The 25645-nt window shown below is 53.8% G+C and carries 25 protein-coding genes and 1 other annotated feature; of the genes, 14 read left to right on the forward strand and 11 right to left on the reverse strand.

Annotated elements, in window-relative coordinates:
• Window positions 1-137: 137 nt before the first annotated feature.
• The 4 genes from AC2CGP_RS03930 to rnm all read right to left on the reverse strand — a co-directional run bounded on the left by AC2CGP_RS03930 (window position 138) and on the right by rnm (window position 6969).
• A complete protein-coding gene (locus AC2CGP_RS03930; RefSeq protein WP_213759737.1) occupies window positions 138-2720 on the reverse strand; it encodes a bifunctional diguanylate cyclase/phosphodiesterase in 2583 nt (860 codons plus the stop codon).
• A 27-nt stretch (window positions 2721-2747) separates the two neighbouring features.
• Entirely contained in the window at window positions 2748-5228 is a 2481-nt protein-coding gene (locus AC2CGP_RS03935) for a bifunctional diguanylate cyclase/phosphodiesterase (RefSeq protein WP_213759735.1), read from the reverse strand.
• Between the two features lie 242 nt (window positions 5229-5470).
• Window positions 5471-6091, reverse strand: a complete 621-nt coding sequence (locus AC2CGP_RS03940) for an L-threonylcarbamoyladenylate synthase (RefSeq protein ID WP_015366212.1) — start codon at window positions 6089-6091, stop codon at window positions 5471-5473.
• Entirely contained in the window at window positions 6088-6969 is an 882-nt protein-coding gene (rnm, locus tag AC2CGP_RS03945) for an RNase RNM (RefSeq protein WP_213759733.1), read from the reverse strand. Before rnm ends, AC2CGP_RS03940 begins: the two co-directional genes overlap by 4 nt.
• A gap of 159 nt (window positions 6970-7128) precedes the next feature.
• Window positions 7129-7224 (forward strand) — a sequence feature (Trp leader region).
• Between the two features lie 35 nt (window positions 7225-7259).
• On the opposite strand from rnm, the gene AC2CGP_RS03950 reads away from it, so the two are divergent.
• From AC2CGP_RS03950 to trpA, 5 genes are read left to right on the forward strand one after another with little or no spacing between them, the layout of a single operon-like run.
• A complete protein-coding gene (locus tag AC2CGP_RS03950; protein WP_047079553.1) occupies window positions 7260-8822 on the forward strand; it encodes an anthranilate synthase component 1 in 1563 nt (520 codons plus the stop codon).
• Entirely contained in the window at window positions 8822-10417 is a 1596-nt protein-coding gene (gene trpD, locus AC2CGP_RS03955; protein ID WP_213759731.1) for a bifunctional anthranilate synthase glutamate amidotransferase component TrpG/anthranilate phosphoribosyltransferase TrpD, read from the forward strand. The genes AC2CGP_RS03950 and trpD overlap by 1 nt, the downstream gene beginning before the upstream one ends.
• Before the next feature lie 3 nt (window positions 10418-10420).
• On the forward strand, window positions 10421-11779 hold the full coding sequence (gene trpCF, locus AC2CGP_RS03960) for a bifunctional indole-3-glycerol-phosphate synthase TrpC/phosphoribosylanthranilate isomerase TrpF (RefSeq protein WP_047041332.1): 1359 nt from the start codon (window positions 10421-10423) through the stop codon (window positions 11777-11779).
• A 14-nt stretch (window positions 11780-11793) separates the two neighbouring features.
• On the forward strand, window positions 11794-12987 hold the full coding sequence (trpB, locus tag AC2CGP_RS03965) for a tryptophan synthase subunit beta (protein ID WP_015366207.1): 1194 nt from the start codon (window positions 11794-11796) through the stop codon (window positions 12985-12987).
• Entirely contained in the window at window positions 12987-13796 is an 810-nt protein-coding gene (gene trpA, locus AC2CGP_RS03970; RefSeq protein ID WP_015366206.1) for a tryptophan synthase subunit alpha, read from the forward strand. The genes trpB and trpA overlap by 1 nt, the downstream gene beginning before the upstream one ends.
• A gap of 30 nt (window positions 13797-13826) precedes the next feature.
• Here trpA and AC2CGP_RS03975 read toward each other — a convergent pair whose 3' ends face one another.
• On the reverse strand, window positions 13827-14282 hold the full coding sequence (locus tag AC2CGP_RS03975; protein ID WP_047041330.1) for a MarR family winged helix-turn-helix transcriptional regulator: 456 nt from the start codon (window positions 14280-14282) through the stop codon (window positions 13827-13829).
• Window positions 14283-14357: 75 nt separating this feature from the next.
• Between AC2CGP_RS03975 and AC2CGP_RS03980 the strand changes: the two genes are divergently transcribed.
• Window positions 14358-15305, forward strand: coding sequence for a quinone oxidoreductase family protein (locus AC2CGP_RS03980; RefSeq protein WP_213759730.1), 948 nt, complete (start codon window positions 14358-14360; stop codon window positions 15303-15305).
• Window positions 15306-15481: 176 nt separating this feature from the next.
• On the opposite strand, the gene AC2CGP_RS03985 is transcribed toward AC2CGP_RS03980, so the two are convergent.
• The 3 genes from AC2CGP_RS03985 to AC2CGP_RS03995 are packed head-to-tail and all read right to left on the reverse strand — an operon-like array spanning window position 15482 to window position 17279.
• The gene (locus tag AC2CGP_RS03985) at window positions 15482-16618 is read right to left on the reverse strand and encodes an HlyD family secretion protein (RefSeq protein ID WP_213759729.1); all 1137 of its coding nucleotides are present in this window, start codon (window positions 16616-16618) and stop codon (window positions 15482-15484) included.
• A 9-nt stretch (window positions 16619-16627) separates the two neighbouring features.
• Window positions 16628-16978, reverse strand: coding sequence for a DUF3302 domain-containing protein (locus tag AC2CGP_RS03990; protein ID WP_032708289.1), 351 nt, complete (start codon window positions 16976-16978; stop codon window positions 16628-16630).
• 37 nt (window positions 16979-17015) lie between these two features.
• Window positions 17016-17279, reverse strand: a complete 264-nt coding sequence (locus tag AC2CGP_RS03995; protein WP_015366201.1) for a hypothetical protein — start codon at window positions 17277-17279, stop codon at window positions 17016-17018.
• Window positions 17280-17416: 137 nt separating this feature from the next.
• On the opposite strand from AC2CGP_RS03995, the gene AC2CGP_RS04000 reads away from it, so the two are divergent.
• Window positions 17417-18352, forward strand: a complete 936-nt coding sequence (locus AC2CGP_RS04000; RefSeq protein WP_213759728.1) for a LysR family transcriptional regulator — start codon at window positions 17417-17419, stop codon at window positions 18350-18352.
• Between the two features lie 42 nt (window positions 18353-18394).
• On the opposite strand, the gene ompW is transcribed toward AC2CGP_RS04000, so the two are convergent.
• Window positions 18395-19033, reverse strand: a complete 639-nt coding sequence (gene ompW / locus AC2CGP_RS04005) for an outer membrane protein OmpW (protein WP_015705753.1) — start codon at window positions 19031-19033, stop codon at window positions 18395-18397.
• Window positions 19034-19302: 269 nt separating this feature from the next.
• Between ompW and AC2CGP_RS04010 the strand changes: the two genes are divergently transcribed.
• The 4 genes from AC2CGP_RS04010 (at window position 19303) to yciA (ending at window position 21652) form a co-directional block, all read left to right on the forward strand.
• The gene (locus AC2CGP_RS04010) at window positions 19303-19716 is read left to right on the forward strand and encodes a YkgJ family cysteine cluster protein (RefSeq protein ID WP_015366198.1); all 414 of its coding nucleotides are present in this window, start codon (window positions 19303-19305) and stop codon (window positions 19714-19716) included.
• A gap of 27 nt (window positions 19717-19743) precedes the next feature.
• Window positions 19744-20487, forward strand: coding sequence for a YciC family protein (locus tag AC2CGP_RS04015; protein WP_015366197.1), 744 nt, complete (start codon window positions 19744-19746; stop codon window positions 20485-20487).
• A gap of 51 nt (window positions 20488-20538) precedes the next feature.
• Window positions 20539-21078, forward strand: a complete 540-nt coding sequence (locus AC2CGP_RS04020; RefSeq protein WP_484502283.1) for a septation protein A — start codon at window positions 20539-20541, stop codon at window positions 21076-21078.
• A gap of 175 nt (window positions 21079-21253) precedes the next feature.
• Entirely contained in the window at window positions 21254-21652 is a 399-nt protein-coding gene (gene yciA, locus AC2CGP_RS04025) for an acyl-CoA thioester hydrolase YciA (protein WP_015705756.1), read from the forward strand.
• Window positions 21653-21685: 33 nt separating this feature from the next.
• Here the strand turns inward: yciA and AC2CGP_RS04030 are convergent, their stop codons facing one another.
• Window positions 21686-22222, reverse strand: a complete 537-nt coding sequence (locus tag AC2CGP_RS04030; protein WP_015705757.1) for a YniB family protein — start codon at window positions 22220-22222, stop codon at window positions 21686-21688.
• Between the two features lie 151 nt (window positions 22223-22373).
• On the opposite strand from AC2CGP_RS04030, the gene hxpB reads away from it, so the two are divergent.
• From hxpB to AC2CGP_RS04045, 3 genes are all read left to right on the forward strand, one after another.
• A complete protein-coding gene (hxpB, locus tag AC2CGP_RS04035) occupies window positions 22374-23042 on the forward strand; it encodes a hexitol phosphatase HxpB (RefSeq protein WP_015366193.1) in 669 nt (222 codons plus the stop codon).
• A 127-nt stretch (window positions 23043-23169) separates the two neighbouring features.
• The gene (locus AC2CGP_RS04040) at window positions 23170-23760 is read left to right on the forward strand and encodes a metal-dependent hydrolase (protein WP_032708295.1); all 591 of its coding nucleotides are present in this window, start codon (window positions 23170-23172) and stop codon (window positions 23758-23760) included.
• A gap of 133 nt (window positions 23761-23893) precedes the next feature.
• Window positions 23894-25285 carry an L-cystine transporter gene (locus tag AC2CGP_RS04045; RefSeq protein ID WP_015366191.1) on the forward strand — a complete coding sequence of 464 codons (1392 nt, stop codon included), beginning with the start codon at window positions 23894-23896 and terminating at the stop codon, window positions 25283-25285.
• Between the two features lie 58 nt (window positions 25286-25343).
• Here AC2CGP_RS04045 and cedA read toward each other — a convergent pair whose 3' ends face one another.
• Window positions 25344-25616: a cell division activator CedA gene (gene cedA / locus AC2CGP_RS04050; protein WP_071596072.1), complete on the reverse strand. Its 273-nt coding sequence runs from the start codon at window positions 25614-25616 to the stop codon at window positions 25344-25346.
• Between the last annotated feature and the right edge of the window lie 29 nt (window positions 25617-25645).

Here is a 25645-nt window from a genome sequence, read left to right on the forward strand (position 1 = left end):
CAACCTGTTGTTATATAAATACTTTACACATTTTAAGGCGCCATTCGTCAGCACTGTAAAACAGCGCGCGCGCCTGCGTGGGCGAACATACTACACTAACTTCAAAATGAATGCTTCACTGCGATACATTTCTCTGTCTATAGATTATCGCTCGCCGTCAATGCACTTGCCAGGAAGGGAAAGTCGGCAAATGGCGCCGGGTGACCAAACAGATAACCTTGCGCTTTCTGGCAACCGAGGTCGCGTAACTGGTTTTTTATCGCCTCATCTTCAATACCCTCAGCAACGACGGGTACCTTAAACCCCTGAGCCAGCACAATCAGCGATGCAATCATCGATTCTGCTTTATCATCATCGGCAAATTGGCAAATCAGACGGCGGTCAATTTTGATGCTATCAAATGACAGCGTATGTAAATAAGGCAAACTGGATAAATTGACGCCAAAATCATCCAGCGCGACGGCAATACCATGGCGGCGGAGATAAGCAATCATCCGGCTAATTCGCACAGCATCATTCATCAATAACCGTTCGGTTATCTCAAGACAAATATTGCCCGTGACCAGCCCATGACGATAAATCGCATCCATTAAATGCCAGGCAAAATCCTGTTGCAGGAGTTGAATCGCCGATACGTTGATATGCAGAATAAAGTTCGCCGGCGCCCCGCGGAGAATCATCGCGGAAAGCTCCCGACAGGCCTGTTCAATAATCCAGCGTCCCAGCGGGATTATCAACCCGCTCTCTTCCGCCAGGGGGAGGAAACGATCGGGAGGAATTTCGCCTACCGTTTCGGAGCGCCAGCGAAGCAAACATTCTCCTTCCTGAAAAGCGCTTTGATCCCGCAAATCCACAATTGGCTGTAGCATCAGATGAAATTCATGTTGCTGGATCGCATCATGAAGATGCTCATGGAGTTGGATATTATAAAGCTCAGCCTCATGCATCTCGCCGCTGAAAAACGTCGCAACGCCGTTTCCCTGTTTCTGCGCATGGCGTAATGCAATCCATGCCTCACGCAACGTTTGTTCAATATTCTCTGCGTGGATCTCAGTCTTCACCAGGCCAATATTGCCGGTATAAACGTATTTGCTTGCCGTAGGAGACGCTTCATTATTGACGTCGATAAATAGTGAGGAGAGCAGTTCTCTGTAGCGCTGACGCTCTTTTGGCTGAGTTTGTCCTGGAAAAACCACGATGAGCTTATCCACTGTATCGCGGGCAATCAGCGTATTCGTCGGCAGTAAATTATGCAGGCGAAGAATATAATCGCTAATAAATTTTTCACCATACTCCGTACTTAAGGAATTGATAATAGCGTTCATATTACTGATATGCACCAGCGCGAGCAGGTTTCTACCTTGATATAGCGATGTCTGACGCAGTAACCCTGTCCGTGAGAATAACCCGGTGGTTTTATCCTCCTCTATTTCACGCCGTTGGGCGTCGAAACTTTCTGCCAGCTTATGCGATAGCGCCATAAATGTGGTTTCCAGAGAGGCTATTTCCGGGAAATGTCGCTTATTATCTGGCGGCGTCCAGCGGTGCGTCGCAAGCTGATCCGCTTTACGGACAATATCTCGCAGAGGTTTTACCACCTTCGCCAGGCCATAGAAAACCACCAGCAGACCAAGTACAAAAATGACAAACAGCATGCTCATGGTAATGGCTATATATTTAATGATGGTATGGGTAATCATTCTCGCCGGGCTAATCACAATCCCCGTCCAGTGCAATATGTCATCACGGTCGGTGATTGGAAAAGCATCAACATAATATTCTTCTTTGCCGGAACTGAAAAACTGCAATCCCGTATGGTGATTCGCTTTTAACGTGCGACTGGCTGCCACAACAACCGGTAAATGAGTGTTTTCAAGCGTTTGTAGATTCAGCCGTGAGTGTTTTCCCCCGGCCAGCATATTTCGCGTCAATGATGGCACTGATGAAGAAATGAGCTCATTTTTTTCATTAACAATCAGCAGAATACTTTCAGGATGGGGTTTAAAATTTTCCAGACTTTTATTTAGTTCGTTGAGGTGCAACTCGCTGGCGACGACGCCAACAAACTGTCCCTGGCGATTGAATGCGGGCGAGCTGAACGCAACGCCAATTTCATTTTCATATTCATAATCGCGAAAGGGTTTTGTCCAGTGCGGACGCTGGTCTTTGGCAACCGCCGCATACCATTCGCGCTGCGTTATTTGATAATCCGCAAGCACCGCTTTTTCCAATGAGTTCACCGTCAGGTGACTATACGCCGTCAGATGGTGATCTGTTTGCGCATCTTTTACCGCAAGATAATCATTCGACTCGGCCTGGCCGCGCGCCACTTGAATAAAATCGCCATTGACCGCGCCAAATCCGACCAGATTCAGATAATGTTTGTTGCTGAAGACGTTATTGGTGGTATTGACCATTTCGCCGATCAGGCTGCGAACCGGGATCGCAGTACTGGATTGACGTCCGATCGCATGAACCAGTATCGCGTTCGATTGCGCGGGAACATCAATATAATCGTGGATGACTTCCTCGATATTGACTCTTTTCGCACGCAGAATATCCTCACTCACCTCATCAAAAAAAGCATAACCTTCGTAGTAGAGAAAAGCATATGTCGTCAGCAGCACGACGAGAATTGTCGTGGCTAAGGTAAATATGATGGCCTGAGTTAGGGTGAACGGGTAGCTGTTGACCGAAAGCTGTTTTTTTAATATTTGCATCGTTATTATCGCCGTTGGTCTATCTCATCATTCCGGTTCAACAACGAAAAACCCATTGGCAACGTCAAAACTATCAAACGTTTTCGGCCGGGAATAATAATATCCCTGGGCCAAATCACAGCCCATCTGCTGCAGTTTTTCTGCCATTTCGCGCGTTTCAACGCCTTCGGCCACCAGCGGCACGGAAAAACTTCGCGCCAACATTAACACCGAGGCGATAACCGCTTCGTTTTTTTTATCATCAAGCACATTGCTGACAAACCCGCGGTCAATCTTCAGACAATCAAATGGCAGCGAATGCAGATACGAGAGGCTGGAATAACCGGAACCAAAATCATCAATCGCGATACATACGCCAAGACGACGTAGATAAGACAGTATTTCGACAATTCGCCACGTGTCATGCAGCAAGACGCTTTCGGTGATTTCAAGACAAATATTGCTGTTCATCAAATCATTAGCGTGAATTGATTCCAGCAGATGCTGAGCAAAATCAGGTTGCTGAAGCTGAATTGCCGAGATATTGACGTGCAGTTTAAAATCACGCGCCGCGCCGCGCGTGATAAACGCGGCAAGTTCACGACAGGCGGTTTCAATTATCCATTTCCCTAACGGCACAATCATGCCGGTGTGCTCGGCAAGGGCGATAAATTTGTCGGGCGGCACGAAACCCAACACATTTGATTGCCAGCGGATCAGGCATTCACCTTCTTTACAAGGCCGCTGCGATTCAAATGAAACGATCGGCTGCAAAACGAGATGGAAACCTTCCGAATGGAGATCGTCGCATAACGCCTGATGCAGACGCAGATTATTCACTTCCTCTTCACGCATGGCGGCCGTGAAAAGTTTACTCGTACCGCTACGCTCCATCTGGGCATGCTGTAAAGCCAGACTAACATTCATCAGACATTCGCCGATGTTCTCTGGGGTTAATGATTCAATCAACATGCCAATATGGCCAGTAAATATATGCGATTCGCCGGGCATATCAGAAGCAGACATACGAAAAACAGAAGCAAGTAGCGCGCTGTACCAGTCGACATCCTTTTCGGCATACATGCCATCAAAAGCGATAATGAACAAGTCTTCTCGATCACGACAACATAATGCCCCTTCAGGCAATATTTTGCGAAGGCGTAAAGTAAACTGGTGAATAAACTGTCGGGCCTGAGTCGTACCGAGCACATTCTTAACCGAGTTGTAGTTGTTAACGTATACCATCGCCAGCATATTGCGATGACGGTACAGCGACTCACAATGCAGTAAACCGCTACGGGTTAAAAAACCGGTTTCGCTATCTTCTTCCAGCTTCCGGCGTTTAGATTCGAAAGTGTCTGGAATAATTGCATACAGGTTGCTCAATGCTGCATCCAACGATGCTATTTCCGGAAATACGCGTTTAGTTGGTTTATTCCACGGCATTAACCCCAGACGCACTTTATCTGCAACGTCCTTTAAGGCGCCGGTGAAATGAGAAATAATCATCATCAGAATCAATATCAGAATAAAAATAAACAGTGTCGTGGCGAAGGTCACAAGTTGACGCTGTTTATTCATTTCCGCCATTTCCGCATGCTGTGGCGCGATAAGTACCGCCTTCCAGTTCAGCAGATGTTGGCGGTCCTGCACGCTAAAGGCGGTCGCCAACAAAGACTCGTCCTCTGTACGCAAGGAAAATGACGTCGGCGACGGCTGCGCCGAGGTAAGCTTTGCTATCAATTGGCGGTCCTGCTGCCATTTATGTTGGTTGCCGGAACGCGCGACAATGCGATTGTTGTCATCGATAAGCAGAAGAGCATAGCTTTTATCCGGCAGGAGACTCTGTAAATAAGCGGTCATATCTGCAGGAGTGGCGCCGCTGGCGATCGCCCCGACGAAGCGGCCTTGTTTATCGTACACTGGCTGGTTCCAGCTCATGATCAAACTGCCGGTAGAGAGAGAGCGTTGCCAGAAACCTTGCGTTTGCTGGCGAGCGCGGCGAAACTGCGGTAAATCAGCAACATTAAACGCGTTATTGACGTTGACAATATTGGTCTGCGGGCTTAACCCACTGTATTTAACCAGGGAGTGATGATTATCACGCTGGGTTCGTTGTAAATAAATTTGATTACTATGATTGTCACGAATAACAGCAATACTGGAGCCATTTTCCGCAAACCACGACAGACTCTGGAAGGCGGGCATGGTTTTAAACGCGCTCGCCGTCAAATACACCATTTCAGGAACTAAAGTATCCTTATCGATGTTGTTACTTTCGCCCTGAATATATTGTAAAAATAGATTCGTTATTTGTCGTGGGCGATCGACGGCATCCTCAAGTTTATGCTGAATAAACGCATACTGAGAACCAATGATTTTTTTATCAATGGCACTACTGACCTGACGCGACTGATAGTTAAACAAGCCAGTCAAACTGATAATAATCAGTATTAGCGCCAGCAGTGAAACCACCAGCACGCTTTTTACCAGGGTGATGGGATAGGTATTTGGGGTCAGCTTTGGCATATATTAACGGTAACACTAGAAAGCATGAAAAAATTGAACAGTACTTTCTTCCTCTTAAACGCGTCAGAGTGTTGAATAGTCAGCTTATGCATAATATTGAATTTCTTTCTGGAAGCAATATCAGTGAGTGATATCGTAAGCGGACTAATAATATAAATAAGAAAGGAGCGACTCAATGCGGAAAGGATTTTAAAATAAATTTAAGCCGCGGGCGACGCGTGAAACGCCACCCGCGAGAAGCATCACTGGAAGGGTTTGATATCACCGACGCCTTCACGAAGCACCACCGGCGCGTCTTCGGTCAGGTCGATAACCGTCGTCGGCTGCTGGCCAAGATAACCGCCGTGAATAATCAGATCGACCACCTTCTCCAGACGGTCTTTAATCTCTTCCGGATCGGACTCCGTGAATTCATTACCTGGCAGCATCAACGATGTCGAGAGCATCGGTTCGCCAAGCGTTTCCAGCAGCATCTGGGCGATAGGGTTCGCCGGCACGCGCATCCCAATGGTTTTACGCTTTTCTTGCAACAGGCGGCGCGGCACCTCTTTCGTTCCCTTAAGAATGAACGTGTAGTTGCCCGGCGTATTGTTTTTGATAAGACGAAACGCCACGTTATCGACAAACGCGTAGGTCGATAACTCGGAGAGATCGCGGCACATCAGGGTGAAATTGTGGCCATCCGGCAACTGACGGATACGGCAGATCCGCTCCATCGCCCCTTTATCTTCGATTTTGCAACCCAGGGCATAACCGGAGTCCGTTGGATAAACGATAACCCCGCCCTTACGCACAATTTCCACCGCCTGATTAATCAACCGCGCCTGCGGATTATCGGGATGGATATAGAAAAACTGGCTCATACTTCCCTCTCAATTTGTTCAGCGGCCACTTCCCAACTGCGCCAGATCCCTTCCACGCCAGCGGGTAGCCAAAGTTTGCGCCCCAGTTCAATCCACGGGCAGGGCTGGTGGAAATCCGAACCCTGCGACGCCATCAAACCAAACTGTTTCGCGTAGCTCGCCAGCTGCGCGCGCTCATGCGGCGCCTGCTGGCATTGGGCGACCTCCATCGCGTCGCCGCCCTGCTCGCTAAAATGGGCCAACAGCCGTTTCAACCATTTGGCGGAAAGATCGTAACGCCCCGGATGGGCGATCACCGCTTTGCCGCCAGAATGATGAATGACATCAATCGCTTGTTTTATTGTACACCACTGCGGCGGAACGTATCCGGTTTTCCCGCGGGCGAGATATTTTTTGAATACATCGGCAATATTGCTCGCAAAGCCGGCTTCAACTAAAAAGCGGGCAAAATGGCCGCGGGTGACCGCGCCGCCATCGGCGAGCTTTAACGCCCCTTCCCAGGCACCGGGGATACGCGCTTTCTCCAACCGTTCGGCAATCATCTGCCCGCGCTGGTTGCGCCGCGCTTTCTGTTCACAGAGCAGTTGCGTCATTGACGGATGGTTGATATCAATATTCAGTCCGACGATATGAATTTCGTGATTTTCCCACAGGGTGGAAATTTCTACCCCGGTGATAAGCGTGAGCGGCAGTTCAGCCCGCGCAATTTCGGCACGCGCTGCCGGAATGGCCGCCACGCTATCGTGATCGGTGATTGCCAGCGTCCCCACCCGCATCTCATGCGCGCGATGTACCAGCTCTTCTGGAGTCAATCGCCCATCGGAGGCGACGGTATGGCTGTGCAGGTCATAAATGACCGCGTAATTAGTGTCGCTCAAAATGGCTCCTGGTGGACCTGAACTGAAATAAGCGCATTATGATAACGACTGAGAAAGAAAATCTGCAAACAAGGGTTGACTTTATTTTCATGGACTAGTTAACTAGTACGCAAGTTCACACAACGGGTATCTCTGATGAAAGCGCAAATTATTACTCTTCATAGCTGGTGGCGTCGTTCCTGGAATCGGGCGGCGTGATCGCGTTTTGCACTCAGCAAACAGATACCGGGCCCGCCACTGAGCGGGCTTTTTTTTGAACAAAATAATGAACAGAACAGGCGAGAATGATAATGCAAACATCAAAACCAGCGCTCGAGCTTCTCACCAGCGACGCCATCTATCGCGAAAACCCGACGGCGTTATTCCATCAATTATGCGGCGCGCGTCCGGCAACCTTGCTGCTTGAATCGGCCGACATCGATAGTAAAGACGATTTAAAAAGCCTGCTGCTGGTCGATAGCGCCCTGCGCATTACCGCTCTTGGCAATACCGTCACTGTCCAGGCGCTTTCAGCGAACGGCGCCGCGCTGCTTGGACTGCTGGATAACGCATTGCCGTCCGGCATTGAGAATCTGCGCCAGCCGAACAGCCGGGTACTCACCTTCCCACCGGTTAGCGCCCTGTTGGATGAAGACGCTCGCCTGTGCTCGTTATCGGTGTTCGATGCGTTTCGTCTGTTACAGGATTTGGTCAGCGTCCCGCAGGCCGAGCGCGAAGCGATGTTCTTTGGCGGCCTGTTCGCTTACGACTTGGTGGCCGGTTTTGAGGATTTACCACCGCTCAATACCGATACCGCCTGCCCGGATTACTGTTTCTACCTGGCGGAAACGCTGCTGGTTATCGATCACCAGACCAAAAGCACCCGCATTCAGGCGAGCCTGTTCACGCCGCTGGAGAATGAGAAACAGCGTCTTCTGCAACGTATCGCCCAGCTTCGCCAGCAGTTAAATGAACCGCCCGCGCCGCTGCCGGTAACGACGGTTGCCGAAATGCGCTGCGACGTCGATCAGAGCGATGAAGAGTACGGCGCCGTGGTGCGCAAAATGCAGCGCGCCATTCGCGCGGGCGAAATTTTCCAGGTCGTGCCGTCGCGCCGTTTCTCACTTCCCTGCCCGTCGCCGCTGGCCTCGTACGATGTGCTGAAAAAGAGCAATCCCAGCCCGTATATGTTCTTTATGCAGGATAACGATTTCACCCTGTTCGGCGCATCGCCGGAAAGCTCGTTGAAATACGACGCCGTCAGCCGCCAGATTGAGATCTACCCCATTGCCGGCACCCGTCCTCGCGGCCGCCGCGCCGATGGTTCACTGGATCGCGATCTCGATAGCCGTATTGAGCTGGAGATGCGTACCGACCACAAAGAGCTTTCTGAACATCTGATGCTGGTTGACCTGGCCCGTAACGATCTGGCCCGCATCTGTACCCCGGGTAGCCGCTACGTAGCGGATTTGACCAAAGTCGATCGCTATTCCTTTGTGATGCATCTGGTTTCCCGCGTGGTCGGTGAACTGCGCCGCGACCTTGATGTCCTGCACGCCTACCGCGCCTGCATGAATATGGGCACCCTTAGCGGCGCGCCGAAAGTTCGCGCCATGCAGCTAATCGCCGCTGCGGAAGGCAAGCGTCGCGGTAGTTATGGCGGCGCGGTCGGCTACTTTACCGCCCATGGCGACCTCGATACCTGCATCGTGATCCGCTCAGCCTACGTTGAGGATGGCATTGCCACCGTGCAGGCAGGCGCCGGTATCGTGCTCGATTCCGTTCCGCAATCCGAGGCGGATGAAACCCGTAATAAAGCTCGCGCCGTGCTGCGCGCCATTGCTCAGGCCCATCACGCGAAGGAGACTTTCTAATGGCCGACATCCTGCTGCTCGATAATATCGACTCCTTTACCTATAACCTCGCCGACCAGCTGCGGGCTAACGGCCACAACGTGGTTATTTATCGTAATACCGTACCGGCGCAATCGCTGATTGAACGTATCGGCACCATGGATAATCCGGTGCTGATGCTCTCTCCGGGGCCGGGAACCCCAAGCGAAGCCGGCTGCATGCCCGAGCTGCTGACCCGCCTGCGCGGCAAGTTACCGATTATCGGTATCTGCCTCGGCCACCAGGCCATCGTGGAAGCCTACGGCGGCTATGTCGGCCAGGCGGGAGAAATCCTTCACGGCAAAGCGTCAAGCATTGAGCATGACGGCCAGGCGATGTTCGCCGGTCTCGCCAACCCGCTGCCGGTGGCCCGCTACCATTCTCTTGTCGGCAGCAATATTCCGGCCGGGCTCACCATTAACGCCAATTTCAACGGTATGGTGATGGCGGTTCGCCACGACGCCGATCGCGTCTGCGGCTTCCAGTTCCATCCGGAATCGATTCTGACTACCCAGGGAGCGCTACTGCTGGAGCAAACGCTGGCATGGGCGCTGCAGAAACTGGAGCAGACCAATGTCGTACAGCCGATTCTGGAAAAACTGTACCAGGCCGAGACGCTGAGCCAGCAGGAGAGCCACGTGCTGTTTTCCGCCGTCGTGCGCGGCGAAGTGAAGCCGGAACAGCTGGCCGCCGCGCTGGTAAGCATGAAAGTGCGCGGCGAACAACCACAGGAAATTGCCGGCGCCGCTACCGCGCTGCTGGAAAACGCCGCGCCGTTCCCGCGCCCGGATTATCAGTTTGCCGATATCGTCGGTACCGGCGGCGATGGCAGCAACAGTATCAATATCTCAACCGCCAGCGCCTTTGTCGCCGCCGCCTGCGGTTTAAAGGTGGCGAAACACGGTAACCGCAGCGTCTCCAGTAAATCTGGCTCGTCCGATCTGCTGGCCGCGTTTGGCATCAACCTGGATATGAATGCCGATAAATCGCGCGCCGCGCTGGATGAACTGGGCGTCTGCTTCCTGTTCGCGCCGAAATACCACACCGGTTTCCGCCACGCGATGCCGGTCCGCCAGCAGTTGAAAACGCGCACCTTGTTTAACGTGTTGGGGCCGCTTATCAATCCGGCGCACCCGCCGCTGGCGTTGATTGGCGTCTACAGCCCGGAACTGGTGTTGCCGATTGCAGAAACCTTGCGCGTACTCGGTTATCAACGTGCCGCCGTGGTACACAGCGGCGGCATGGACGAAGTCTCGTTGCATGCGCCGACCGTGGTCGCCGAACTCAATAACGGCGAAATCCAAAGCTATCAGCTGACCGCCGCCGACTTCGGCCTGACGCCATATCATCAGGATCAACTGGCCGGCGGCACGCCGGAAGAAAACCGTGACATTCTCACGCGCTTGCTACAAGGTAAAGGTGAAGCCGCTCATGAAGCCGCCGTCGCCGCCAACGTCGCCATGTTGATGCGTTTACACGGGCATGAAGACCTGAAAGCCAACGCCCGGCAGGTGCTGGATGTGCTGCACAGCGGAGCGGCCTATAACAGAGTGACCGCATTAGCGGCAAGAGGGTAAATAATGCAGACCGTTTTAGCAAAAATCGTTGCCGACAAAGCGATTTGGGTAGAAGCCCGCAAACAACAACAACCGTTAGCCAGTTTTCAGAATGACATCGTGCCGTCCGAACGCCATTTTTACGATGCGCTGGCCGGCGCCCGCACCGCTTTTATTCTCGAGTGCAAAAAGGCGTCGCCGTCGAAGGGACTGATTCGGGAAGATTTCGACCCGGCGACCATCGCCGGGATTTATAAGCACTACGCCTCGGCAATTTCGGTACTGTGCGATGAGAAATATTTTCAGGGCAGCTTTGATTTTCTGCCGATCGTCAGCAAAGTCGCGCCGCAGCCGATTCTGTGTAAAGACTTCACCATCGATCCTTACCAGATTTACCTCGCGCGTTACTACCAGGCCGATGCCTGCCTGTTGATGCTTTCGGTGCTCGATGACGATCAATATCGCCAGCTCGCCGCCGTCGCCCACAGTCTCAATATGGGCGTCCTGACCGAGGTCAGCAATGAAGAGGAGCTGGAGCGCGCGATTGCGCTGAAGGCCAAAGTCGTCGGCATTAACAACCGCGATCTGCGCGATATGTCGATTGATCTGAACCGCACGCGGCAATTGGCGCCGCGTCTCGGCCCGGATGTCACCGTGATCAGCGAATCCGGAATCCATACCTATGGCGAAGTCCGCGAGCTTAGCCACTTCGCCAACGGCTTCCTGATTGGCTCGGCGCTGATGGAACAACCGGACCTCAGCGCTGCGGTGAAGCGCGTGCTGTTAGGTGAGAACAAGGTCTGCGGCCTGACTCGTCCGCAGGATGCGCAAGTCGCCTGGGAGGCGGGCGCCATCTACGGCGGCCTGATTTTCGTCGATAGTTCGCCGCGTGCCGTTAACGACCAGCAGGCACAGGCGGTAATGGCCGCCGCGCCGCTTAGCTACGTTGGCGTGTTCCGTGATGCAGCCATTGAAGAGGTCGTCACCCGCGCGACCAAATTGAAACTCGCCGCGGTACAGCTTCATGGGAGCGAAGATCAGGCCTGGATTGATGCCCTGCGCGCGGCGCTGCCGGAGCAGATCCAAATCTGGAAGGCGCTGAGCGTAGGCGAAACGCTGCCGCCGCGTAACCTGAACCATGTGGCCAGATATGTCTTTGACAACGGTCAGGGCGGGAGCGGACAACGTTTCGACTGGTCGCTGCTGCAGGGCCAGGACCTGCGTAACGTGATGCTGGCAGGCGGCCTTAGCGCCGATAACTGCGTAGAAGCCGCGAAAAGCGGCTGTGCCGGACTCGATTTCAACTCAGGCGTAGAGTCGCAGCCGGGAATAAAAGAGGCAAGCCTGGTGGCTGCCGTTTTCCAGACGCTGCGCGCATATTAAGGAGCAATGCAATAATGAGCACTTTACTGAACCCGTATTTCGGCGAATTCGGCGGTATGTACGTTCCGCAGATCCTGATGCCCGCCCTGCGCCAGCTGGAAGAAGCTTTCGTCAGCGCGCAAAAAGATCCTGAATTTCAGGCTGAATTCACCGACCTGCTGAAAAACTACGCGGGTCGTCCGACGGCGCTGACCAAATGCCGCAATCTGACCGAAGGCACCCGCACCACGCTGTACCTCAAGCGTGAAGATCTGCTCCACGGCGGCGCGCACAAAACCAACCAGGTGCTGGGCCAGGCGCTACTCGCCAAACGTATGGGCAAAACGGAAATTATCGCCGAAACCGGCGCCGGCCAACACGGCGTCGCCTCGGCGCTGGCCAGCGCCCTGCTCGGTCTGAAATGCCGCATCTATATGGGCGCCAAAGACGTCGAGCGCCAGTCGCCGAACGTCTTCCGCATGCGCCTGATGGGTGCGGAGGTCATTCCAGTGCACAGCGGTTCCGCCACCCTGAAAGATGCCTGTAACGAAGCGCTGCGCGACTGGTCCGGCAGCTACGAGAAGGCGCACTACATGCTCGGCACTGCCGCTGGCCCGCATCCATTCCCGACTATCGTGCGTGAATTCCAGCGCATGATCGGCGAAGAAACCAAAGCGCAGATCCTTGAGAAAGAAGGACGCCTGCCGGACGCGGTGATCGCCTGCGTTGGCGGTGGTTCTAACGCCATCGGCATGTTCGCTGATTTCATTGATGAATCCCGCGTTGGCCTGATTGGCGTCGAGCCTGCCGGCCACGGTATCGAAACCGGCGAGCACGGCGCACCGCTGAAGCACGGTCGCGTCGGCATTTACTTCGGCATGAAGTCGCCGATGATGCAAACTTCCGACGGGCAGATCGAAGAATCTTATTCTATCTCCGCCGGGCTGGATTTCCCGTCAGTGGGTCCGCAGCATGCGTTCCTTAACAGCACCGGGCGCGCCGAGTATGTGTCAATTACCGACAACGAAGCGCTGGATGCCTTTAAAGCGCTCTCCCGCCATGAAGGCATTATTCCGGCGCTGGAGTCGTCGCACGCTCTGGCGCACGCGCTGAAGATGATGCGCGAGAATCCGGATAAAGAGCAGCTGCTGGTGGTTAACCTGTCTGGCCGCGGCGATAAAGACATCTTCACCGTACACGACATTTTGAAAGCGCGAGGGGAAATCTGATGGAACGTTACGAGACGCTATTTGCACAGTTAAAAAACCGCCAGGAAGGCGCCTTTGTTCCCTTCGTCACCCTCGGCGATCCGGGGCCGGAACAGTCGCTGAAAATCATCGATGCGCTGATTGAAGCCGGCGCCGATGCGCTGGAATTGGGGATCCCCTTCTCCGACCCGCTGGCCGACGGCCCGACGATTCAGGGTGCCACATTGCGCGCTTTTGCCGCCGGCGTCACCCCGGCGCAGTGCTTCGAAATGCTGGCGGCGATCCGCCACAAGCATCCGACAATCCCAATCGGCCTTTTGATGTACGCGAACCTGGTGTTCAGCCCGGGCATTGATGAGTTCTACGCCGAATGCGCGCGTGTCGGCGTGGATTCGGTTCTGGTCGCCGACGTGCCGGTCGAAGAGTCCGCCCCGTTCCGTCAGGCAGCGCTGCGCCATAACATTGCGCCGATTTTCATCTGCCCGCCAAATGCCGATGACGATTTACTGCGCCAGATTGCCTCCTATGGCCGCGGCTATACCTACCTGCTATCGCGCGCTGGCGTGACAGGCGCGGAAAACCGCGCCGCGCTGCCGCTGCATCATCTGATTGAAAAACTGGCGGAATACAACGCCGCGCCGCCGCTGCAGGGCTTTGGCATCTCGGCGCCGGAGCAGGTTTCGGCCGCTATTGACGCCGGTGCCGCCGGGGCAATATCCGGCTCGGCCATCGTCAAGATTATCGAGCGTAACCTTGAGCAGCCGCAAAACATGCTCGCAGAGCTAAAAACCTTCGTGCACAGTTTGAAAGCAGCGACCAAAACCGCCTGACCCTTTGTCGCCCGGCCTCACGCCGGGCGGCTATTTCCGCTGCAGGCTGTTGGCGTATTTTCGCGTTAAGCGAAACAGCGCCAGCACCTCGTCTTGCGACCACTCCGCCAGCACCTGATTCATTAACCGCCGCCGCGCAACGGCAATAGCGTCGATCATCCGCTGCCCCTTTTCGCTAAGCGTCACCTCGCTAATCCGCCGGTCTTTGGCATTGGCCTGCTTGCAGGCAAGGCCCTGAGCCTCCAGCTTTTTCACCTGCCGGCTGACGGTGGTGTAATCGCGGCCTAAATGATCCGCCAGCTCAACTACCCCCACCGGGCCATAGCGCCATACCGCCACCAGTAGTGGAAACAGCATCTGTTCAAGCTGTACCCCTGCCGCCTGCAATATTTGCTCATCACGCAGCGGTTGATTCATCACGCTGATGATGTCTAACAGCGCGCCGTGAAAGTCGGTGATGTCGTAATTATTATGTGCATCTTGCATATATTAGTTAACCGCGTATAGTGCTCCTGAAGAATATGTGCATATTACACATAATTATCATCAGGGGATAATGTTATGAAAGCCGCCGTGGTGTTTGATCTTAACGAAGGTCCGATATGGGCCGATTTTACCGAACCGCAGCCTGCAGCCGGATACACGCTGATCGACGTTCGCGCCGCCGCTATTAGCCACGTAGTTAAGGGCCGGGCATCGGGACGTCATTATAGTTTTGACGGCACGCTGCCGTTTGTCGTCGGTATCGATGGCGTCGGTATGACCTCTGACGGTCAGCGCGTCTATTTTGCTTTCCCCAGTGCGCCGTTCGGCAGTATGGCGCAACGCGCGCCGGTCGCGCTGCAGAATTGCCTGCCGCTGCCGGATGCACTTGATGACATCAGCGCTGCGGCCATGGCCAATCCGGGCATGTCTGCCTGGGCTGCGCTTGTCAAACGGGCGCAGTTTCAGGCCGGAGAAACGGTACTGATTAACGGCGCCACCGGCAGCGCCGGGCAGTTGGCAGTACAAATTGCCCGCTACCTCGGCGCAAAAAAAATCATTGCTACCGGGCGTAATACGCAGGCGCTGGCTGCCCTCGCAGCCGATGAGTGTATTGATTTAACCGCCGATGAGCAGACGCTTAGCGCACAATTCGCCGCCGCCAGCGCCGGGCAAGTTGATGCGATCGTGGATTATTTGTGGGGACGCAGCGCAGAGTTGCTGCTGCCCATGCTGGCGAAATATACCCCCGGCGATAAGCCGGTGCGTTATGTGCAGGTGGGTTCCCTTGCCGGGGCGGATATCGCGTTAAATGGCGCCGTGTTGCGCGCCGCGCCGCTACAGCTCATGGGCAGCGGCATCGGCAGCCTGACCATGCCGCAACTGCTGGCGGCAACCGGGGAGATGCTGCAGGCGGCGGTTCCCGGTCAGTTTACCATCGCCACCACGCCGCTGCCGCTCCGCGATGTCGCTACGGCATGGCCGCGTGATAATAGTCAGAAACGCACGGTTTTCACTCTTGATTAAAAAAATGCACCTCCGCACAAACTCTGGGGTTGATATCTTAAATGAGAAATATTATCTTTCTCATTACCGAATAGTTGAGTGAACAACTCAGGTATTCGGTACGACATTGCTCACATTGCTTCCAGTATTTTTGCCCGCGTTTATCGCGGGCTTTTTTTTTGACTCAACTTCAGCTTTTAGTGGTCGAGATACAGATAATGCAACCAGCTGGTCATCCGTAACAGCACCTTACGCATCACCGACACGTGGGCAAAATGGTCGGTATACACCGCCGCCTGGGCACTGACCCCATCAGGTAAATGGGCAAGATCGCGGCTCGCCGCCAGGTCAATCATCACATAAACCCCTTCCCGACCGGGCGTGGCGCTTAAACCCTGTAATGCGCCGCTCGCCTGGTAACTACCGTCGGGAATGGTTGGCAGTACCTTTGTGACCTTGCCGGCATACACCTGCCCCGGTAAGCCATTAAACACCACCTCTGCCTCGTCCCCCTGCTCCAGGCGCAGGATGGCGTTCTGGCGAAATACCGCCACCACCTGGCGTTTCTGCTGCGGAATAAAAATCATCACCGGTTTGAACGGCAGACGAACTGCCGTGGTTCCCGGACGCGCCAGCACCTGAGTGACATAACCATCGCTGGGCGCGCGGAATACCGTCTGTTCAAGGTCATAACGCGCCTCGGCAATCTGCGATTTCAGGCTGGCGATTTGCGCATCCTCGCCATTGAAACGCGCCGAAAGTCTTTCGAACTCCTGTTGATACTGGGCTTTAGCCGCCCGCAGGGCCGCAGATTGCGCTTGATATTGCTGCTCGGCGTGATTCACATCCTGCTCGGAAAAAGGATTTACCGGCATCGACGCGCCTTTCGCATAGCGCTGATAATCCTGACGGGCGCGTTCATATTCCGCCGTCATCCGCTGGACGTTGGCAGCGGCTTCACTCAGTGCCGCTTTCCGGGTTCTGATATCCGCTTCGGCGGCACTGAGATCCGCCTCCAGTTTATTCAATCGCGCGCGATAACGGCTATCATCAAGACGAAACAGCACCTCGCCTTTGCGTAATAACACATTCGTTTTATCGGTAACTTCTACGATGGCCCCCGACACCTGCGGTACAATCGGGATCGACAATGCTATTTTTTGCGCGCGGTCGGTATACGGGTGATTATAATTCATGGTCAGAATTAGCGCGCCGACAATAAACACGCCGCCAAGGACTGCCGTTGGCACCGTCCATTTATTAACCGGGATGCGGAAAATTTTAAATACGCCATAGGCCAACGCCACATAGCTAAGAATAATGAGTAAATCCATACACTGGCCTCAGCGGTTATTTGACGAGTTTGTCGTTACAGTTATCTGTTGCTCCTGCAGACGCTTGAGCTCGCTTTCAAGTTGCCTGATTCGCTGATGCATTTCGGCGCTATCTTCGCCTTTATGCGCCATTCCCCACCCGCGCTCGGGGCGATACAGCGTGGCCCAGATCCACAACAGCGGCCAAATCGCATGCAGGGTAAACAGGCTCACCCAGCCGGCGACATGAATTGCATCCTGGTGAGGATGCTGGCGTTTCTTGGCCAATAAATAGGGAATATCATGAATAATAATAATGCCGTAAAATAAAATTAAAAACACGGCAATTAACACGCCTAAGGCGAAGTAGTCGAGAAACATAATAACACCTGGTAATAAAAAAGGTAAACCGTACTAACTACGCTGTTTTATAATTAGCAATGCCACTCACTGTAATAGTGCAGCTGTTCCGAGAATAATCATTTTCCGACTGATAGACCAAATATTGATAACGGTAAAAATCAGTACTTTTATCTTTCCGGAATAATATCTCTTCCGCCGAAACCGATAGTCCCTTGATAATATCGTCATATTCAATATGTTTTTCTTTTTCGGTTACGCTGGAAGCGCACGCCGCCAGCAGCAAAATTGCAGATAACGCAGCCATTGTTGTTATTTTCATCGAATTATTTCTCTGTATTTTTCGGCTGTAATAAATAATCCACGCAAATAATACCCAGCTACTGGCCAGAAGTCATATGACAATGACGGCAAAGATGTATATCATTTTTGATATAGCAAACCAAAAGAACCAACCTTGTGAAAGAAAAAGACCTGCGCATTGACGAACTCCGCATCGTTCGCATGATTGCCGAAACGGCAAGCGTGAGCAAAGCCGCCCAACTACTGGACATGCCGCAGTCGAATGTGTCGCGGGCGCTGAATGCGCTGGAACGGCGCCTGGGGCTGGAGATCTTTATCCGCCATCCACGGGCGTTAATCCTGAGCGAGTTTGGCGAGCAGTTCCTGCGCCGGGCGGATATTCTGCTGGATAAGCATAATGATCTGCTGGATATGTCCGGTACCTGGAAACGCAGCCTCAACGGCATGGTGACGCTCGGCGCGCCGATCGGCATTCAGGCTTTCCTTGCCCGATACCTTTTGCCGCCGGTGCTACGTTCGGCGCCTGAATTAACCGTCAATATTCTCACCCGCAATCCCGACGAGCGCGAACAGAAACACGGGACGCTTTTCGATAGCGATTGCGATCTGCTGATTAGCTTTTTCCAACCGCAGGACGAAAGCCTGATCGCAAGGCCACTCACTCGCTTTCGCATGGGGCTGTTTGCCTGCGCGGATTATATTGTGCAGTGGCCTCTGCACGATGTTGATGAGCTTGCGCAGCACCGCTGCATCACTTTGCGTACGTTGGGCGGGATCCGCAACAGTTGGCATTGCTATAACGCCGCGGGTGAGAGTATTCAGGTAGAGGTCAACGGTTCCAGCGTATGCGATAACATTTTGCCGGCTATCGAGCTTGCCAAGCAGGGCCTGGGCATCGTATATGCCCCTTTTTACTCCGTCGCGGCGGAATTAGAAGCGGGTACGCTACAGCCCTGTCTGCCACGAGAACGCGGCGTGAATATGCAGGCGTGGTTGATTTATCGTCAACGAGGCGTGTTGCCGCATCGCGTGCAGGTGATAATGGATAGCATTATGGAAAGCGCCAAACTGCACGCCCATCGGTTGGTCTGAAGAGGATAAAACTGGCCGCGAACGGCCAGTTTTTTTAAACCATTAGAACCGATAACCGGCAGAGAACATAAACACCCACGGGTCCAGACGGGTACTGACGGTCTGATTCTCTCCGTTAGCTTTAAATTTCACGTCGGTGTCGATATCCATGTACCACACTGACATGTTCAGCAGCCAATTGCGGTCAATCAGATAATCCAGGCCAACCTGTCCTGCCGCGCCCCATGAATCCTTCAGGCTCAGGTCGGAAAGCCCGGCGTCCTTACCGGTATCGTTGAAATCATTGTTAAAGAAGGTTGTATAGTTAATACCGGCGCCGACATACGGGCGCACTTTGCTTTGCGCATCGCCAAAGTACCACTGCGCCATCAGCGTCGGCGGCAACTGGTGTACGGTAGCGATGGTGCCGGTCGGCCCGGTACCGACCTTGTGGCGGAACGGCGTTGCCGCCAGCAGTTCGATACCGATATTGTCGGTCGCCATATAGGTAAAGGTTAAACCTAACTGGGTGTTATTACTGACGTTAAAACCGCCGAGACTACCCAGTACGTTGTCAGAACCCTCAGTCGGGCGAACCGTCGCCGAACCCGCGCGAATAAAAAACTCCCCCGCTTCATGCGCCCAGGCGCTACCACCAGAAAGCGTACCTAAGATCAATGCCGCCGCTGCAATTTTCTTCATATCCATGTCCCCATTATGGTTTTTATCAGCGGCAGCAAATATACCTACAATGAGTTAGTTTTGATCTGTTTTAGATCACACCAGGCCATTAGATTTAACATTTATTGATCCAGATTAATTTTTGCAGCACTCAGTAACGTTCTGATTTGTCCTTACATCAATTTTTACCCGTGAGAAAAATTTTTGCGTCCCCCTCTTGTCGCCGATCGTGCGGATAGCTAATTTAATTGCCGACAATTTGTGTTGATGCGTTTTTTTCAGGTGTAATTATGAGTGAAATCAACCCGTGCATGACGTGCGGTGCCTGTTGTGCGTATTTTCGAGTCTCCTTCTATTGGGCTGAAGCCGACGACGCCGGCGGCGTGGTACCTACGCAGCTCACCGAACCCCTTACCCCTTTTCTGCGCTGCATGAGCGGCACCAATCAGCGGCAAAGCCGCTGCACAGCCTTAAGCGGCGAAATCGGCGAATCGGTGCACTGCACCATCTATCATCAGCGGCCTTCCCCCTGCCGCGAATTTGCTATGTCAGGCGAAGGCGGCGAACTCAACGAAGCGTGCGATCGCGCCCGTGCCCGCTACGGCCTGCCGCCGCTGGGAACTCTTTACAAAGATATACTTACCGTGACAGCGGCAGAGACTGCTACCCAACCACGTTTTGCGGTACAATCCCCGGCTAGTTAAAACACCTGCAAGACTCAAGGAGAATGCATGTCTATCACGGCGAAGTCCGTCTACCGTGACACGGGGAATTTTTTTCGTAATCAGTTCGTTACTATTCTGCTGATTGCGTTGTTATGCGCGTTCATCACGGTAGTCATTGGCCATGCCTTTTCGCCCAGTGACGAGCAGTTATCGATCCTCAGCGAAGGCGATAACCTGGCGGGCAGCGCCGGCTTGTTTGAGCTGGTGCAGAACATGACGCCGGAACAGCAGCAGATCTTGCTGCGCGCGTCGGCAGCCTCAACCTTCTCCGGCCTGGTGGGGAATGCCATCCTCGTCGGCGGCGTACTGTTGCTGATCCAGCTGATCTCCGCCGGGCATCGCGTCAGCGCGCTGCGGGCGATCGGCGCCGCGGCGCCGGTTCTGCCGAAACTGTTGCTGCTTATCCTGTTCACCACCTTCGTGGTACAGATGGGGATGATGCTGGTGCTGGTGCCGGGCGTGCTGCTGGCGATTGTCCTGGCGTTCGCGCCGGTGATGCTGGTGCAGGATAAAATCGGCATCTTTAGCGCAATGCGCGGCAGTATGCGTCTGGCGTGGGCTAATATGCGTCTGGTGGCGCCAGCGGTACTGGGCTGGCTGCTGGCAAAAACGGCGCTGCTGCTGCTTGCTTCAAGCTTCGCAACGCTGTCGCCAAACGTCGCCGCCGTGGTCATTAATACCATCAGCAATCTGTTCTCTGCGCTGTTGCTGATCTATTTGTTCCGCTTGTATATGCTTATTCGCAACTAACTTTAATCTGGGCCGAGTATTCCGGCCCTTCCTGAACGACGGAATTGATGTATGAAGCAGTTTCTCGATTTTTTACCGCTCGTAGTCTTCTTCGCTTTTTATAAGATTTACGATATCTACGCCGCAACCACCGCGCTGATCGTCGCCACCGCGGTGGTCCCCATTTATAGCTGGGTGCGCTATCGTAAAGTTGAAAAGATGGCGCTGATCACTTTTGTGCTTGTCGCCGTCTTCGGCGGTCTGACTATCTTCTTCCACAACGATGAATTCATTAAGTGGAAAGTGACCGTCATCTACGCCCTGTTTGCTGGCGCCCTGCTGTTCAGCCAGTGGGTAATGAAAAAACCGCTTATCCAACGCATGCTTGGCAAAGAGCTGACGCTGCCGCAGCAGGTGTGGTCACGGCTGAATCTGGCCTGGGCGCTGTTCTTTATTCTCTGCGGACTGGCCAATATCTACATCGCGTTCTGGCTGCCGCAGAATATCTGGGTCAACTTCAAAGTCTTCGGTTTAACGGCATTGACCCTGGTCTTCACCCTGTTGAGCGGCGTCTATATCTACCGCCACATGCCGCAGGACGATAAGCACTAATACCTCTCAACGGTACGCGCTGGCCGGCGCGTACCGCCTTCTTTTTTCAACTCGCGTCCCGACCTTTGCCAAAACCCCGTTTTAACCGTACCGACGGGCGTATTCCCCTATTCTCTCTGCGCCGTTTTCATAGTAGCATCGCGCCTGATCTTCTTTGACTAGTACAGAGTATAGAATGACAACAACAGATCTCGCCCCGAAGGGCGAATTGGTTTTACGTACCCTGGCCATGCCGGCGGATACCAACGCGAACGGTGATATTTTTGGCGGCTGGCTGATGTCGCAGATGGATATCGGCGGCGCGATTATGGCCAAAGAGATTGCCCGCGGCCGCGTTGTGACCGTCCGTGTTGATGGTATGACTTTTTTACGCCCGGTCGCCGTTGGCGATGTCGTGTGCTGCTATGCCCGCTGCGTAAAACGCGGTAACACCTCAATCACCATTAATATTGAGGTATGGGTGAAAAAAGTATCGACGGAACCGCTGGGCCAGCGTTATAAGGCAACGGAAGCCCTGTTTATTTATGTGGCGGTAGACAATGAAGGCAAGCCGCGAGCGCTGCCTGCCGAATGATAAATGGCCCGGTTACCCGGGCCGTTTGTCTATTTACAGGAAGCCAAGCAGTGAGAAGAAAACATAGCCAATCACAATCACCACAATCGGCAGCACGTAAAGCGTAAAATACTGCTTCAGGATGGTATGACGCGGTACGACAATACGTTCGGCAAGCTGTTCACGAGACAGACCTTCCGCTCCTTTAGCCTGTTCCAGAATCAACTGATCTTCCACCCCTTCGCGTAGAAACTTCGCCTGGCGGCCCATCCGCGCGCCGGAAGCCTGCAACGCCATGCCAACAAACACCAGCGCGTAGATAATCCAGAAACCGATGTTCAACGCATGTTTGAACTCCGGCAGCGGCGAGTTGTACCAGAAGAAATTCAGGAACGGCGTATTAAAACGCACCATCTCAATCATCAGGTGGGCGAAATCCATCATCACCGCATCAATACCCGGTTTCTTTTCGCTATGCTCGTACATAAATTTCAGTACGGAAATCAGCGTAGACAGCACGGCTGGAATGAAGATGACCCATCCCAAAATGCGTTTAATGACCGCAATGCGTCCAGCTTGTTGATACGTCATGAGTTCCCCTTGTTTAAAACGCCAGACTCTCCATGCCGCCATAGAGTCAGGTATAAGTCTATCTTCGTCAGCGAATTTCGCCTGCTTCAGCGCGGTATGATATACCATATGGACAATTTCGTTATCTACTTACGCCAATGGAGAGGAACTTATGTCAGCGAAGCGTCAGATTCTTGCCGCTATTTTCGATATGGATGGCCTGCTTATCGATTCAGAGCCGCTATGGGACCGCGCAGAGCTGGAGGTACTGGACAGCCTCGGAGTGGATATTAGCCGCCGTGATGAATTGCCGGACCTGCTGGGGCTGCGCATCGACCTGGTGGTCGATTTGTGGTTTGCGCAACAGCCCTGGCGCGGCCCAGACCGCGCAGAGGTAACCGCCAGCATTATCCGCCGCGCCATTCAACTGGTCGAGGAGTCGCGGCCGTTGCTGCCCGGCGTGCGTGAAGCCGTGGCGCTGTGTAAAGCCCAGGGACTAAAAATAGGTCTCGCTTCGGCGTCGCCGCTGCATATGCTGGAAAAAGTGCTGGAAATGTTTGAACTACGCGACCAGTTTGACGCGCTGGCTTCCGCCGAACATCTGCCATACAGCAAACCGCACCCCCAGGTCTATCTCGATTGCGCCGCTAAGCTTGGCATCGCGCCGATGTCTTGCGTGGCGCTGGAGGATTCTGTTAACGGCATGATCGCCAGCAAAGCGGCGCGAATGCGCTCAATTGTGGTTCCGGAAGCAGAAAACAGCCGCGATCCGCGTTTTGTACTGGCCGATGTGAAACTGACGTCTCTGCAGCAGCTGACGGTAGCAGATCTGCGCGGCTAAGCGGCGTGCGCTGACATTGGTGTCGTCAAAATGTGTCAACCTTGTGACAAAGAGTTACACCGTCACCTCTTCCGTATACTGTATAAAAACCCTATACTGTATGAATTGACAGTTTAGGGTTTTTATCATGACGGCGGAAGGCCACCTCTTCTTTTCTATCGCCTGTGCGGTATTTGCAAAAAATGCAGAATTAACCCCCGTGCTGGCGCAGGGGGACTGGTGGCATATCGTTCCTTCCGCCGTGCTGACCTGCCTGCTGCCCGATATCGACCATCCGAAATCGTTCCTCGGGCAGCGTTTAAGCTGGGTCTCCAAACCGGTAGCCCGCGCCTTTGGCCATCGCGGTTTTACCCACAGCCTGCTGGCGGTATTCGGCGCGCTGGCGCTGTTCTATCTTAAAGTGCCTGAGAGCTGGATTATCCCTGCCGATGCGCTGCAGGGTTTAGTGCTCGGCTACCTCAGTCATATACTCGCCGATATGCTCACCCCGGCCGGCGTACCGCTGCTGTGGCCCTGCCGCTGGCGGTTCCGCCTACCGATCCTCGCGCCGCGCAAAGGCAATCAGCTCGAGCGCGCGCTGTGCATGGCGCTGTTCATTTACGCCGTCTGGATGCCGCAAAGCATGGCCGAAAATAGCGCCGTGCGCTGGTCATCCAATATGATTAATTCGCTGCAAATAACCTTTAATCGCTTTATTAGCCATCAGGCTGAACGATAAATACGCTAAATGATTTTTTGGTTATAACCCATTCCATTTGAGTATAAGAAAGCAATAAGGCCTTCTGCTACTCTTGGCGCCATAAGAGTTGGTTTCAGACCAACCCAGGTAACAAGATATCAGGAGAACGGGGATGAATTTTCCATTAATAGCGAACGTTGTCGTGTTCGCGGTTTTACTGTTTGCGCTGGCTCAAACCCGCCACAAACAGTGGAGCCTCGCTAAAAAAGTACTGGTCGGTCTCGTTATCGGCGTTATCTTTGGTCTCGGCCTGCAGCTGGTTTACGGCTCCGACAGCCAGGTTCTGAAAGATTCTATTCAGTGGTTTAATATCGTCGGTAACGGCTATGTGCAACTGCTGCAGATGATCGTTATGCCGCTGGTCTTCGCCTCTATTCTGAGCGCGGTGGCGCGCCTGCACAATGCCTCACAGCTGGGTAAAATCAGTTTCCTGAGCATCGGTACGCTGTTGTTCACCACCCTTATCGCCGCGCTGGTCGGCGTACTGGTGACCAACCTGTTTGGCCTCACCGCTGAAGGCCTGGTACAGGGCAGCGCGGAAACCGCCCGTCTGAACGCCATCCAGAGCAACTATGTCGGTAAAGTATCAGATCTGAGCGTTCCGCAGCTGATCCTGTCGTTTGTGCCGAAAAACCCGTTTGCCGATCTGACCGGCGCGAACCCGACCTCGATCATCAGCATCGTTATCTTCTCGGCGTTCCTTGGCGTCGCGGCGCTGAAGCTGCTGAAAGACGATGTGGAGAAAGGCCAACGCGTCCTGACCGCCATCGACACGCTGCAGGGCTGGGTGATGAAGCTGGTGCGTCTGGTGATGCAGTTAACTCCGTACGGCGTGCTGGCGCTGATGACCAAAGTGGTTGCCGGTTCCAACCTGCACGACATCATCAAGCTCGGCGGTTTCGTAGTGGCTTCTTACATCGCGCTGGGCATCATGTTTGTGGTGCACGGTCTGCTGTTAGCCGTCAATGGCGTCAGTCCGCTGAAGTATTTCCGTAAAGTCTGGCCGGTGATTACCTTCGCCTTCACCAGCCGTTCCAGCGCGGCTTCTATTCCGCTGAACGTGGAAGCGCAGACGCGCCGTCTGGGCGTACCGGAATCCATTGCCAGCTTCTCCGCCTCATTCGGCGCGACGATTGGTCAGAACGGCTGCGCCGGTATCTATCCGGCAATGCTGGCGGTAATGGTCGCGCCAACCGTTGGCATCAACCCGCTGGATCCAATGTGGATTGCCACCCTCGTGGGTATCGTCACCGTGAGCTCCGCTGGCGTAGCCGGCGTTGGCGGCGGCGCCACCTTCGCGGCATTGATCGTGCTGCCGGCGATGGGTCTGCCGGTCACGCTGGTCGCACTGCTGATTTCCGTCGAGCCGCTGATTGATATGGGTCGTACCGCCCTCAACGTTAACGGTTCAATGACCGCCGGCACGCTGACCAGTCAGTGGCTGCGCCAGACGGATAAAGCCATCCTCGATAGTGAAGAAGACGCCGAACTGGCGCATCGCTAACGTTAACAGCCACAAAAAAGCCGCTGAATTTCAGCGGCTTTTTTATTTTCCTATGAGGTCATGCCTCTATTTCACCTTCCTGGCGAATCTGATTAGCCCAGCGCTGCGCCGATTCCGGCACGGTGAACGCCGGCGAGCGGCGGAAACGCTCGCCCATCAGTACAAAGGCGACATATTTGCCCCGCAATATCCAGACATCGCGAAAATGGTCCATTTTAACGGCATGATCCGGCGGCGCAGGCTCGACGCGCGGCACGTAGCTAATGATAGGGCGATTTTGTTGGCGCAATGATTTCATAACAGATGGATTCACTAAGCAAAGCGGGAACATAAACCCCTATCATAGCCGATTGCCCCCCT

Source organism: Klebsiella sp. SYXHC3, from assembly GCF_057196925.1.